At 60.9% G+C, this 12,806-nt stretch carries 11 protein-coding genes and 2 pseudogenes; 6 read left to right on the top strand and 7 right to left on the bottom strand.

The window, feature by feature from the left end; translation table 11 throughout:
- Positions 1–377: 377 nt before the first annotated feature.
- Positions 378–1,247, bottom strand: coding sequence for an anti-sigma factor family protein (locus tag ACSQ84_RS04035; RefSeq protein ID WP_436210333.1), 870 nt, complete (start codon positions 1,245–1,247; stop codon positions 378–380).
- The gene (locus ACSQ84_RS04040; RefSeq protein ID WP_436210334.1) at positions 1,247–1,771 is read right to left on the bottom strand and encodes an RNA polymerase sigma factor; all 525 of its coding nucleotides are present in this window, start codon (positions 1,769–1,771) and stop codon (positions 1,247–1,249) included. The genes ACSQ84_RS04035 and ACSQ84_RS04040 overlap by 1 nt, the downstream gene beginning before the upstream one ends.
- 171 nt (positions 1,772–1,942) lie before the next feature.
- On the opposite strand from ACSQ84_RS04040, the gene ACSQ84_RS04045 reads away from it, so the two are divergent.
- The 4 genes from ACSQ84_RS04045 to ACSQ84_RS04060 all read left to right on the top strand — a co-directional run bounded on the left by ACSQ84_RS04045 (position 1,943) and on the right by ACSQ84_RS04060 (position 6,650).
- On the top strand, positions 1,943–3,232 hold the full coding sequence (locus tag ACSQ84_RS04045; RefSeq protein ID WP_436210335.1) for a calcium-binding protein: 1,290 nt from the start codon (positions 1,943–1,945) through the stop codon (positions 3,230–3,232).
- 199 nt (positions 3,233–3,431) lie between these two features.
- The gene (locus tag ACSQ84_RS04050; RefSeq protein ID WP_436210336.1) at positions 3,432–4,712 is read left to right on the top strand and encodes an efflux RND transporter periplasmic adaptor subunit; all 1,281 of its coding nucleotides are present in this window, start codon (positions 3,432–3,434) and stop codon (positions 4,710–4,712) included.
- Between the two features lie 41 nt (positions 4,713–4,753).
- Positions 4,754–5,449, top strand: coding sequence for an ABC transporter ATP-binding protein (locus ACSQ84_RS04055; protein WP_436210337.1), 696 nt, complete (start codon positions 4,754–4,756; stop codon positions 5,447–5,449).
- A complete protein-coding gene (locus tag ACSQ84_RS04060) occupies positions 5,439–6,650 on the top strand; it encodes an ABC transporter permease (RefSeq protein WP_436210338.1) in 1,212 nt (403 codons plus the stop codon). The genes ACSQ84_RS04055 and ACSQ84_RS04060 overlap by 11 nt, the downstream gene beginning before the upstream one ends.
- A 144-nt stretch (positions 6,651–6,794) precedes the next feature.
- Here ACSQ84_RS04060 and ACSQ84_RS04065 read toward each other — a convergent pair whose 3' ends face one another.
- Both ACSQ84_RS04065 and ACSQ84_RS04070 read right to left on the bottom strand, forming a co-directional pair.
- Positions 6,795–7,070, bottom strand: a complete 276-nt coding sequence (locus tag ACSQ84_RS04065) for a hypothetical protein (RefSeq protein ID WP_436210339.1) — start codon at positions 7,068–7,070, stop codon at positions 6,795–6,797.
- A 134-nt stretch (positions 7,071–7,204) separates the two neighbouring features.
- The gene (locus tag ACSQ84_RS04070) at positions 7,205–8,014 is read right to left on the bottom strand and encodes a DUF6065 family protein (protein ID WP_436210340.1); all 810 of its coding nucleotides are present in this window, start codon (positions 8,012–8,014) and stop codon (positions 7,205–7,207) included.
- 1,233 nt (positions 8,015–9,247) lie between these two features.
- On the opposite strand from ACSQ84_RS04070, the gene ACSQ84_RS04075 reads away from it, so the two are divergent.
- On the top strand, positions 9,248–9,601 hold the full coding sequence (locus ACSQ84_RS04075; protein WP_436210341.1) for a hypothetical protein: 354 nt from the start codon (positions 9,248–9,250) through the stop codon (positions 9,599–9,601).
- Positions 9,602–9,606: 5 nt separating this feature from the next.
- On the opposite strand, the gene ACSQ84_RS04080 is transcribed toward ACSQ84_RS04075, so the two are convergent.
- From ACSQ84_RS04080 to ACSQ84_RS04090, 3 genes and pseudogenes are all read right to left on the bottom strand, one after another.
- Positions 9,607–10,824, bottom strand: a complete 1,218-nt coding sequence (locus ACSQ84_RS04080; protein ID WP_436210342.1) for a TIGR02679 family protein — start codon at positions 10,822–10,824, stop codon at positions 9,607–9,609.
- Positions 10,821–11,030 (bottom strand): hypothetical protein, encoded by a 210-nt coding sequence (locus tag ACSQ84_RS04085; protein WP_436211205.1) that lies wholly within the window; start codon positions 11,028–11,030, stop codon positions 10,821–10,823. Before ACSQ84_RS04085 ends, ACSQ84_RS04080 begins: the two co-directional genes overlap by 4 nt.
- Positions 11,031–11,075: 45 nt before the next feature.
- Positions 11,076–11,207, bottom strand: a pseudogene (locus tag ACSQ84_RS04090) (SbcC/MukB-like Walker B domain-containing protein); the annotation flags it as partial.
- Between ACSQ84_RS04090 and ACSQ84_RS04095 the strand changes: the two are divergent.
- A pseudogene (locus ACSQ84_RS04095) lies at positions 11,184–12,138 on the top strand (AAA family ATPase). The pseudogenes ACSQ84_RS04090 and ACSQ84_RS04095 sit on opposite strands and share 24 nt — an antisense overlap.
- Positions 12,139–12,806: the final 668 nt, after the last annotated feature.

Genomic DNA, 12,806 nt, shown 5'->3' on the forward strand with positions numbered 1-12,806 from the left:
GCCCGCTCGCAATCATACGGGCGGCTTCCTTTTGTCACATTCGCTATCCGTGGTGATACACTGACTGCGGCTTCGTCGCCTTACAACAACGGAGGATGCTGCCCGCCTATTCCCGCCCGGCGTAAAAAAAGCGCCGGGGCGATCGGAAACGAAAGCACTTCACGTCAGCTGATCGGCAAGGAGCTTAACGTTCACGGAACGGATGAGTTCCAGTGGCACAAACACTTCGGCTTTCATCAATCATCTGAGGACGTTGGGCGACGGCGCATTCCTTAACGGCTGCGCGGAGGTCCCGAGATTGCAGGAGCCGGGCGCATCATCGGGTCTGCACCATACCTGAAAGCGCACCAAGAGGCCGCCGAATTACAGGCTAGGCATTAAGGCTGCACGAGAGCCCTGCGCTCCGCGTCGCCTGTCAGGATTTCCTTGCTCCCGAGCGCTTCGATGAAATGATCCGCCGTCTCCTGGGCGCTCGCTGGCGAGAAGCCTCCACTCGACGGCGAAACCACGACGAGATGGACACGCCAGGCGCGTTCCCGCAGGCAGGCGACCCGTGTCTGCTGCTGCATGCCGGCGATCGCCGTCGTGAATTCGCGGCAGATGGAGCCGTCTTCCATCCGATGCGTGGATACCATGGTGAAATCGGCCGTCGCCGTTCCCGAGCTGCCTGGGACTTGCCGCGACTCGCCGCTCGCCAGTTGGAACAGCAACTCCGCTTCGGCAGGCGATACAGCAATGCTGTTCAGCGGCACATTGTTCGCGAACGTGTTGTCGGGCTGTCGAAGCGGGCTGAGTGCAAAGCCGAGCACGCCTCCGGCACAAAGTGCGATTGAGGCGGCCAAAGCCATAGCCTTGAAGCGATCGAACCGACGCAAGTTGCGAGAGGCTTGTTCGCGCCAGGCGTTGGCGGGTCTTATGGTATCGTCTTTTCGGGCACGGTCGTCGGCTCCGTTGGTTGCGGCTGCTTCAGGCAGCCGAACGTCGGCGGCGCGGTGCTGGGCGCCTTGGCCCAATCCCGACAATGCATTCCCTAGTCTGCGGGCCGTGCCGACCAGATGTTCGGGCACTGCGTCATCGTCGGCGCGGCTGGACGTTCCGGACAAGAGCGCCCGCGATTCCGCGAATGATGCAAATCGCGCAGCGAGATCGATGTCGCGGGCAAGCGCCTCGCGCACGCGAGCCGCCTCCGCGGGTTCAAGTTCGCCGTCCGCCAGAGCCATCAGGGTTTCGTCGGTGATCGCGGTCATCAGGGTTTATTCGTGTTGTGGCGGGCTTCGATGATTTGATCGAAATCGAGTCCGGCCGACAGAGCAAGTCTTGCGCGCGCCAGACGGCTCATCACTGTTCCGATCGGAGTTTTGAGGCGTTGGGCGGTCTCTCGGTAGCTCAATTCCTCAATACAAACGGACTGAACAACGGCCTGCTGATCACCCGGCAGCGACGCGAGCAACGCCTTGACGTCCGCAAGCACAATACGGCTTTCAGCCACGGCTCGGCCATCGGAACCGGAAAGGTGCTCCGCATCCTCAAGCGCCGTCTGAGCACCCTCGGTCTTCCGGCGCCGGATCTGATCGATCCAGAGATTCTTCATGATTCTGAACAGCCATGCGTCCAGCCGTGTGCCCGGCTCCCAAAGCGCTTGGGCGCGCAGCGCGCGCTCAAACGTAGCTTGTACAAGATCGTCAGCCTCATCAGCTCGCCCGGTCAGCGAGCGCGCGAATCGACGCAGACGAGGCAGCAAGCCCACAAGTTCGTCACCGAAGCCGCTCATTCTTCATGTCTCGACGTCGACGGCATAACTCATTCCTCGCGTCTCGACGTCGAGGGCCGTAGTCGTAAAGGAATAACGCGGCGCTCTCTCGCATATTCCGAAAGCTGCCATCTTTATTTATGTATCCGCTATCAGCAACATCCTGGCGATCATCTCAGGATGGCCTGAGCCGTGCAAGCCCTTTCGGTTCATCCGGGAATAAGCACTGCGGGCTTCCGTTTAGCTTCGGGTGGCGCAGGAGCGGATCTAACCGTTTCCTGTTGGAGCCGCGCGAAAAGCCGCATCGCGGCTGAACAACGGGAGTGGTCCATGCAGATCAATGGAACTGACTTTAACGATCGGCTGCGCGGCACGGGTCTCGCCGATACGATCTTCGGCTTCAAGGGCAACGACATTCTGGAAGGATTCGACGGCAACGATACGTTGGATGGCGGAGAAGGAGCCGACATTCTCTATGGCGACGGTGGTGACGATCGGCTTTTCGGCGACAAGGATAATGACGAGCTGTTCGGTGGAGCCGGAAACGACGTCCTTGATGGCGGCGAAGGCAACGACCTGCTGGAAGGCGAGGATGGAAACGATACGCTGGCCGCGGGCAAGGGCGAGGACACTCTCTATGGCGGCATCGGCGGCGACAGACTGGATGGCGGCGAAGACAATGACGAGCTGTTTGGCGGCGATGGCACTGACGTCCTGCTTGGCGGCAAGGGTCAGGACTTCGTCTTTGGCGGCAGCGGAGCCGATACGCTCTATGGCGGGGAGGACGCCGATCTGGTCGAAGGCGGCGACGCCGACGATATCCTTTATGGAGAGGAGGGCGAGGACGAAATGTACGGCGGTCTCGGTGACGACCGTCTCGACGGCGGCAAGGACGCCGATCGGATGTACGGCGGTGACGGCATCGACACTGTTTCCGGAGGTTCCGGCGACGACCTGGTCGCGGGGGGATCCGGCAACGACCGCCTGTTCGGCGGCGAAGACAGCGACTGGCTGATCGGCGATACCGGAAACGACCAGCTTATCGGCGATAGCGGCAACGATCGGCTTGACGGCGGTATCGGAGCCGACAACCTCAACGGCGGCATCGGCAGCGACGTGCTGATCGGTGGGTTAGGCGGCGATATCCTGACCGGCGGAGCCGATCAGGACTCGTTCGTGTTATCGAACATGGCCGCGAACCGCGACACGATCACCGATTTCGGGATTGGTAGCGACGAACTGCAGATCGAAGCGGCCCTCTTCGGCGGCGGAATTAGCGGCGGCAATTCGCTCGCCGCAAGCCAGCTCGTCGTATCTTCAGGACCTGTCGCGACGAGTTCCGGCCTCGGGACATTCCTGTTTGATACCGATGACGGCAGGTTGAGCTGGGATGCCGATGGCGCCGGCGACCAGAGCGCCCAGTGGATCGCAACGCTACAGGGTGTTCAGACTCTCAGCGTTAACGACTTCCTCATCATCTGAGTCTGCCTCGGGCAGGAAGCACGGTTATCCCTGCTTCCTGATCCGCGGGTCCGAGAGGTGCCGCATTTTCCATCCGTCTTGATGCACGCGACGGCGCGGCAAGTGAACGACCTCGGCGGAGCAAATGCTGGAATAAGCTGCCAAGTAGGTTCGTTGAAGGCGTTGAGGTTCACCTGGAACGCCCGACGGAGCAGCGTTGATGTGGCAAACTCCAAAGCTCAACCAACTTCGCTCGGCCTGGACCGGCTCCCGACGCGCGGTCGCAGAATGGAGCCTCGCCGAGCTGCAGCCTCGCAGCAGAAGGCGCAGTATCGCAACTGGGCTCGCGGGAATCGCCATTGTTTCGACCGTGGTCGTGATTGGCTTCAGCCAAGGAGATGGGTCTCCGCCGACCGACACGCGGTTCGTCGTACAGGCAGCCTTTCGCGGGGATCTTGAGGTCAAGGTTTCCGCAACCGGGACCGTGGAACCGGTCCGGATCGTGGAAGTTTCGACCGAACTGTCCGGGACGATCGGGGACATCGCTGTCGACTACAACGACAGGGTCAAGGCCGGGCAACTCCTGGCGACGCTCGACGACGCCGTGCCCGCAAGGCAGCTCACTCGCGCCCGGGCCGCGCACGGTCTTGCCGAAGCGCGGTTGCGTGAAGGACACATCAATCTCGCGCTTGCCGAGAGCGAGCGGAACCGGAAGCAGCGGCTCGCGGAGCGGCAAGCCATCAGCGAGCGCGAACTGGAGGCGGCGGTCGGCGCCTTCATGAAGGCAACAGCCCAGGTCGAGATATTTGAAGCAGAGCTCAGGATCGCTACCGCGGAGGTCGATCTCGCGGCGTCAAACCTCGACAAGACGCGGATCGTCGCACCCGTCGACGGCGTGGTGCTTCGGCGCAACGTCGAACGTGGCCAGGTGATAGCAGCCTCGTTCCAGTCGCCGGTGCTGTTTCGTATTGCAGCCGACCTCAAGCACATGCAGGTCAAGGTCGATGTCGATGAAGCCGATGCTCTCGCCGTGCGACCGGGACAGCCCGCCGTGTTCAAGGGCCAAGCCTTGCGCGATCGCACCATTCCGGCTGTCGTCGAAAAAATCTATCTTGGTCCCGAGGTCGTGCAGGGCGTCGTTACCTACAAGGCGATTCTCGGCTTCGACAATGACGAGCTTCAGCTCAAGCCCGGCATGACGACCACGACGGACCTCACGGTTGCACAGCGCCGCAACGTGCTGCTGGTGCCAAACGCTGCGCTGCGATTCGTGCCGCCGGCGCAGGTGCCACATCCGGCCATCGCCGCGACGCCCGCAATAGCGCGCGTCGCCGATTCCCTTCTGCCCGGCCATCGGCAAATCTACAAGCGGGTTCGCGGCGTGCTCACATCCGTTCAGGTGCGGGTTGGCGAGACCGATGGGACGCACAGCGAAATCCTCGAAGGCGACATTGCAGCAGGCGATAGCGTCGTCATCGACACAGCTTTGGTTCAGCCATGAGTTCCGGCGGCACCGCAGCAAATGGCGATATCGAGCCCCTGATGCTGCTGGAGAATGTTGCGCGCATTCATGGCCGCGGATCTGCTTCGGTGACCGCCCTCGCAGATGTTGATCTGTCGATCGCACCGGGCGAGTTCGTCGCGGTTGTCGGTCCCAGCGGCTCCGGCAAGTCGACGTTTCTCAACATCATCGGCTGCCTCGATACACCATCCAGCGGACGCTATCACTTCAAGGGGGTCGATACAGGCGCGCTCGACGCCACGCGCCGGGCGCTCCTGCGGCGAAGCAGCATTGGATTCGTGTTCCAGCGGTTCAATCTCATCAAGCGCACAAGCGCTTTGGACAATGTCGAGCTGCCGCTGCTGTACCAGGCCGTTCCGCGCCGGGTGCGCCGCGAGGCCGCCGCAGCGGCTCTGATCTCGGTCGGCCTGTCCGGGCGCCAGCACCACACCCCGGACCAACTCTCCGGCGGCCAACAGCAACGCGTCGCAATCGCGCGCGCCCTGGTCGTTCGGCCCGACCTGCTGATCGCCGACGAGCCGACAGGCGCACTCGACAGCACGACAGGTGCCGAAATCATGCAACTGCTGAAACAACTCAATCGCGAAGAAGGTACCACGATCGTCATGGTGACGCATGATCCTTCGATCGCCGCGCATGCGCGTCGCACCATTCGATTCGCCGACGGCCGCATCCGCCAAAGATGCTTCGATGGAGAGTGTAGTCATGGCCCATGAGATCCTGCGCCTGGCCGTCGCCGCCTTGCAGCGCAATGTCCTGCGCTCGGCGCTGGCCGCGCTCGGCATCGTTATCGGCGTGAGTGCTGTGGTCGGCATGGTGACGATCGGGCGCGGGAGCAATGCCAAGGTGAAGCAACAGATCGAGCAACTCGGCATGCAGTTGCTGTCGCTCCGCATCGGCCATGATACTCGAGGCGGCAAGGGCGCGCAGATCGAGGCGAAGCCATTCACATACGCCGACGTTGACGCGATCCGTCAGTTTCGCAGTGCACTGCAGGCGGTCGCGCCCATCGCTTCGCAACCGGTTCGCGTTGTTTTGCGACAGGCAAACTGGGTCGCCAGCATTACTGGTGCAGACAACGATTTTTTAATCGCCAAGCGATGGGGCCTCGCCGCGGGCCGGCCTTTTTCCGGTCACGAAATCCAGGCCGGCAAGAATGTTTGCATAGTCGGAGCGACCATCCATGAGCGGCTGTTCGGCGGCAGTGCCGCCGTTGGCGAAACCATTCGCGTCAAGACGTTGCCTTGCGAAGTGATCGGAGTGCTTCGAAAGCGCGGGCAGTCGGGGCTGTCGCAGGACGACGACAACATCGTGGTCATGCCGCTCACGGGTTATCAGCGCAGGATTCAGGGCACCACGGATATCCAGTCAGTCCATGTCCTGGTCCGGCATGACGTCGATAGCTCGCACATGAAAGAGCGGATCGAGGAAGTGATGCGCGAACGTCGCGGCATTGCCCCCGGGCAGGCCGACAACTTCCATGTGCTCGAGATGCGCCAGGTCGCTGAGGCGATGGCAAGCACGTCGCAGACGCTGACCGCGTTGCTGACGGCCGTCGCAGCGATCAGCCTGCTGGTGGGCGGCATCGGGATCATGAACATCATGCTGGTCTCGGTCGCCGACAGGACTGCAGAAATCGGAATCCGCCTCGCAATCGGGGCGCTGCCGCGCCAGATCAAGGCGGAAGTGCTTGCCGAAGGGGTTCTGCTGGCAGTCGGAGGCGGGCTGGCCGGCATCGTTGCCGGGCTGGCTCTTGCAGCGGCCGCGCGCCTTTGGCTTCGGATCCCGCTCGTCGTGGATCCCGCAACCGTCATCATTGCGGTGGCCGCATCTTGCGCGATCGGACTGCTGTTCAGTTACATGCCGGCTGCGAGGGCTGCGCAGCTTGACCCGATCGAAGCGCTGTCCCGCGAATAGCCGTACGTTGCCGAGGAGGCCGGGGTTGGCTCGCCATGTTGCCGGCTGATTGCTGCCTGTACGCCATGAGACACGCAGAAAGGGCCCGGAAGCCTGGGCCCTTTCCTCGTTGGCGTCGACTGGCCGAACCTGGCCAAGACCCGCTTAGCGCGAGCTGTTGGAGCTCGAGTTCGACGAGCTGTTCGAGTTGGAATTCGAAGAGCTGTTGGAGCTTGAGTTCGAGGAGCTGTTGGAGCTGGAGTTCGACGAGCTGTTCGAACTGGTGTTCGACGAACTGTTGCCAGCCAGAATGATCTGGCCCCGCTCTGCCTTCACGGTTTTGACCGCGGGGTCGACCGGCGCCCCGACGGCAGCCAGCGCGCCGGTCGTTCCCAGCGCCAGGGCGATCGCACTGGCGGTAAAGATAACTTCTCGTTTCATGGCAAGATCCTCTTTCCTTGGTTGCGATACGGGGCCGATTTCTTTTCGACCCCGGAATGAAACGAAGCGCAGCGAAGGCTTATTCCGAACGCCGCCAAAGTTTCCGGCGCCTCGTGTACAGTATCGCCATCGCCTCATCGCCTCGCGCGTGCAAACTTTCGATACCATCCCTCGGACGCCTGGGTGTTCCGCAGAATCTGCAGGCGCTCGCGTTCCTCAACTGCGGTCTCCGCCGCAACGACAGGCACGAGGCGCTCGCGGGATGCACTTTCCTTGCGTAGTTCGAGGTCCGCCTCACCACGCTTGAATGGAATGACCTGCACCAGCGGTGTGCCCTTCTCGATGACGTGGACCCCATCGGACCCGGTCGCGATGAAGGGAAAGTTGATCAGCGACGCATAGGTGTCGGTATCGACAACGCCGGCCAGGATCTCGACGGGAAGGTTATGCCGGTTGAGCGGTGCGACGAACAGGCAGCTCCAGCCGGGCGGTGTCTTGATGGTCCAGTAGTTGTGAAATTTCATGGGCGGTCTGTCTGCGAGGGGATGTCCGGCGATCTGGTAGCTGCCGTGATTGCTCACCATCACCCGGTCGAACTCCCAGCCGGCATCAACCTTGCGGCCTTGCTCGCTGATTTGCAGACGCACCGTCGCAGCGATCGGCAGGACAAAGCCGAGCGTCATTGCATCGAGAAAAGGCATGCATCGCTTGATGGTCAGGCCGTTGTTGGTGGCCGAAAGCACCGATTGATCGACAGGCGGAATGCGTCGAAACCACTCCGGCAGCGCTGCCTTGGCCGGCGCAGGCTCGGCAATAACGCCGTGATCGTCCGGCTGGCACAGAAATTCGATCGACTTGTCGTTGTTGATCCGCAGCTCGGACTCTGTTTGCGGGCAGGATCCGGTGTCGGGTTCCGGCGTGCGGTGATTGGAACGGAATAGCATCAGGGGCTCCTCATAAGCGTGGCCACGCGGGAATAACGTGATCGCTGGTCCGTTATTCCGCGTTGTTTTGGTCAAACGACGCCCCACTCGCTCTCTGCGTTGGCCCCGTGCAGCCCACGAGGAATCAGAAACGCTTGGGGCCTTACTACAAGATCTTGCTGGGGGAGGCCCTGGCGAGGCGGCACGGCCCGTCCCACGATTGAACAGACTCGTGCTCAACATCGGGCATTCAACCGATCGAGGCTCTCGCCGGAAGTCCTGATCTAAAATCGGTGCAATCGTTAATCCGCCGAGTGCCAGACAACGATCGTATTCACGATGCCCGACAGCAGCGAAAAGGAGTCAGTTCTCAAGCCTGATAGCAAAGGTGCATACACTGAGACGAAACCGAGCGTCCCGCGGATATCGCCGGCGCTTAGCTGTTCGCCAATCGAGCAACGCTTGAATGGGGCGGGGTTAGCTCCGTAGATCCCCGAGCGCGACGGCTGGGCCGGTGGATTGCTGACACGCCGATTTGCTCGACCTCGGTTGTCATAGCGAGAATGCTAATCTCCGACCCGCAGCGCGCAAGTTTTCTTACGCTGCCATCGCCAAAACTACGACCTCGGTTCTGACGCGGTAGGCTTGGGGAGAGCGGCACGCTACTTTTCGACCGAAGTAGATTGATCAGGAGGGTACAAACTAGCGCGGTACCGCACGAGCTCATTCGGTACTGCAATGCTGTACCGAACAAGGCGCGGTATTATCAAAGAACGAACGGGCGATCGGCTTAAGCACTTGAAACGAAAGGAAAATGCCCCAATAGTCAGTTTCGAATTTGTGTCGGCCCAAAAATCAGCGATTCCAGACGAGACGATAAAGCGAAATAACATCAACATGTTAGCGCATCTATTTTGCGTTGCACCCATGATGGATTGGACGGCGACTTCTAAAAAAGCCATGTGTAATCAGTAGTTAAGGTGGTGCCTCAATCTCCATGCTGTACCAAATGCTGTACCGCTGATGTGCGGAGCTTCGATGAGTGGGCGATTTCGCGCTCGTGCGTTTGTTTGGTGGCTGGACAGTAACGCAGCGTAGGATGTCAGTTCGCCGCACAATGCGGCTTCGTTGCCGATTGTGAGTTGTGGACTCCCGTGCTCGCTTTGAAGCACGTAAGCGGAGCTCGCGTCACGCTGATGGCCGACAAAATCCGGCGGTTTTTGTCGCGGGGATTGAGTCCCGCACGCGTAAGGGATGCAGCCTGATCTCGTCGCAAACCGCGTTGAGAGTGAAGGGGCATCTCGGGCAAGCATTACGGGGGACGGAAAAGAAGCCCGCTGTTTTGCTCTCTGCTCTTTTCCAAATGTGAGACAAAAGGATGAGCTGAGGGTCTTTCGTCTGACCGACTTCGCACCCGGCGAAACGATCGTTTGCGAGTTGTCGAGCGATTTGTTGAAGTTGCTGGCGACAAATCAGTCACGCATCGATTACTTGAATGGCGGCGCAATTGATATTGCACCACGCTGCACGGCGGCGATCCTGAACCTGTCCGACGTTGAACCGACGAGGTCTACTCCATCGCCGACGTACTCGCGGTTCGAAACGTGATGTAGTCAGGCGCGTAGCGACTCTTTGCCCAGAAGGTCGATGATCCGCTCGGCGATGGCCTCTTCCTCGATCTTGATTCCGGTCTTTATCATTGCCGTGGTGAGATCTGCATCCCATGAAGCGATGACGGGTCGGCCGCTCAGCGGTATCGCGAGCTGAGGAGCGCTTTCGGCGGCGGCGACGTAGTCTGCAGCTGAGAAATGCCATGGTACGGCGCCGTATTTCCCAATCACGTAATTGGCGATCGAAATTCCTGGCCAATCATAGTCGCCATGATATCGCAGGTCTGCCCCCGATTCCTTGAGCTGTTTGAGAATGGTCCGCTGAGCCGCGCCGAGGTGGCCGTCGACGCAGACGACCGGAGGGCAAGCGGTCCCGAGCTGGTCGGCGAGGATTGCGACGAGATTCGGATTCTCGCACACCAAAATGGGTCTGCTCGCCACAGCCCAGTCCGGGGGCCGCCGCGCGAGAAGCCGAAGTGACGCGTATTGTGGTTCTCCGGGTGAGACTGGTAATCCGCTGTACGGCACGTTCAAGAACAGGGCTGGCCTGGCGAGCTCATTCACCAGGATGCCGACCGCAGCCCATGTATCGCGGTCATCGCCTGTGTCGGTTGAAGAGCGGCTTCGGAGGACGGCGAGCGTGAGAGTGGTGACAGGGCGGGCGCTGTCCAGTCCGTGAGCGTCTCCCAGAAGCTCCGCCGCTATTTGGGCGCGCGGGGCCCCCACAGCGGGAAGCCGTCTGAGGATGCCTTCGGTTTGTCTGCAGATAAGGGATGCGGAATCCGGTTGATTGCCTGATAAGCGCTTCAGGACGCCAAAGTTGACCGGCGAGGACAGATAGGCGATCAGATCGGTGTGCGAGCAGCCGGCCAGCACGGACGCCCAACTGTCCCGAATCCTGTTCAATTCGGTTTCCCGGTGGACGATCGGACCATCCAGAAGTTCGAGCGCGGCTCGAAGGGATGGCGCGACACCGGCATCGGAGAGAGCTCGGTCGACTGCGTTGACGTCGATGATGATCGAGGCGGCCACGCCGCCTTTACGGCCAACGAGGGATGCGAGTGCGGCGCGTTCGGTTTGGTTCAGCTTGCCGACCTGGATCGATGGGAGCTTGCCGTCGGCCGGTCCGAGCTCGTAGCGCCTGCGCAGCCGAACGCGCAGATCGGAAAGCTCGGCGCCGCCGAGGAGCCGGACCAAGCGTTCGTCTACGGCCAACGTCATGCGCTACGGTTCAACATCAGCCGCGCCGGCTCTTCCATCCTTAAGCGCGTCTTTCCGTTCCATTGCCAGCGGGAGACGTGAATGGCGTCGAACTTGTCGTGTCTCTGGAGTTGGCAGATTGCGACGCCCGGCAGCGTCTTGTAGCAGGCCCATTCGCGCTCGCTCGTGATGACGAAATCGAGATCGAACTCATGGATGAGTCCCATGCAGTGTGCCCGGACGCCGTCGTCTATACCGGCATAGGCTTCATCGAGCAGGACGAGGCGGGGCCGGGTACTGTGCTCGTCGCCGTAGAAGCTTGCGACCGCTGCGAACATGGGAATGGTGAGGCCCAACGCACGTTCGCCGCCGCTCGCCACATCGTCGCGTTGCTGCGCAGCCATATCGACGGAGATGAGGACCGCTTCCTCTCCGTGGCGACGCAGCTTGCCGCGCACGAGGCGAGGCACGGACACGGCAAACTCGCCCAGGAACTGCGCGAACTGATCGACGCGGCAAAGGGCAAGACCGCGCATGTCGGTCGGCGCGGCGCCGGTCCCGTTCCTCTAGCGCAGCCAAAAGGCGAACTCAGCAGCCTGCTTTCGGCGCGTTATTCGGATATTCGCCTTAACAGTATGGTGTTGGGGCCAGAACTGAAAGAGCGCTTGACGCGCGTTTTGACCGAACAGCGCCAACAGCAGCGCCTGCGCGCCCGCGGCCTGATGCCTCGACGGAAGCTGCTGTTAATTGGGCCTCCGGGTTCAGGCAAGACGATGACGGCGTCCGCTCTTGCCGGCGGAGTTAAAGCTGCCGCTATTCACAGTTCTCTATGAGGGCTTGATCGGCAAGCTCATGGGCGAAACGGCGACGCGCCTTCGCCTGGTGTTTGATGCTGTTGCAGTTCAGCGCGGCGTATACTTCATTGACGAGTTCGATGCGATCGGTTCACAACGATCGCACACGAACGATGTCGGCGAGATCCGGCGCGTGCTCAATTCATTGCTCCAGTTTTTGGAGAACGATGATGGCCCGAGCCTGATCGTTGCTGCGACCAACCACCCAGAGCTGCTAGACGAAGCCGTTTTCCGGCGTTTCGACGACGTCATTCTTTATGGATTACCGGACCCGGAGATCGCTCGCGGCATATTGGAATCGCATCTGACGGGATTTGACCTCTCGGACATCAATTGGTCATCGATTTTGGGTTTAAGCCAGGCGGAAGTATCAAGGGCTGCCGACGAGGCGGCGAAGATCGCCGTACTCGAGGACAGAAGCGAGATCAGGACGCCAACGCTGCTCTCGACATTGGCGGAACGCAGAGCCGCCACGAGTTGAGGTGCAGACGATAGATGGCACGACCGCCGCGCAATCGGCCGCATTTTCATGTTGAGGGTGGCGGTCAAGCAGAGCCGTACACATCGCCTCGCATTGTCATCACGGGACTGCCGCCTGTCAGGGTGAGAGCGCGGCACGCACAGAAACTCGGCCACGCGATCGGTGCCGCCGTCCGGCAGGCCGGCAGAAACTTGGAGCCCGCGACCAAGCGGTCGCTGAAGGCGAGAAGGGGTTCTATCTCGAATTCGAGATCCCGGCGGCGGAGCGGGAGGCTGTCCAAGATCTTGAGAATAAACCTGCCAAAATTGAGCTCGTTGCCGTTAAGCCTACCGCCGATAATCAGGAAATGGTTTCGGCCACTGTGTTCGTACCTGAGCGCTCAGCGGATTTCTTTGCCAAAAAGGTTGAGGCTTATCGCGACGAGAACACGAAGTCGGGAAAGCCGAGGAACGAGGCCTTGGTCGCTCGAATCGAGGATGTTCGCCTTGGAGCTGTTCGTTCGCTCTTCACGGACGACATGGTGCTTTTTCCGACGGTTGGTCGTCAGGCGTGGTGGGAGATATGGGTTCGCGACGGTCGCCTGGAGACCCTTCGGCATGTCGCACAACGCCTCAATGTAACCCTGAAGGAACATGCCATCAGCTTCCCCGAGCGCGACGTGGTCCTGG

The sequence above is a fragment of the Bradyrhizobium sp. LjRoot220 genome, assembly GCF_964252915.1.
In the GTDB taxonomy this organism is placed as follows: domain Bacteria; phylum Pseudomonadota; class Alphaproteobacteria; order Rhizobiales; family Xanthobacteraceae; genus Bradyrhizobium.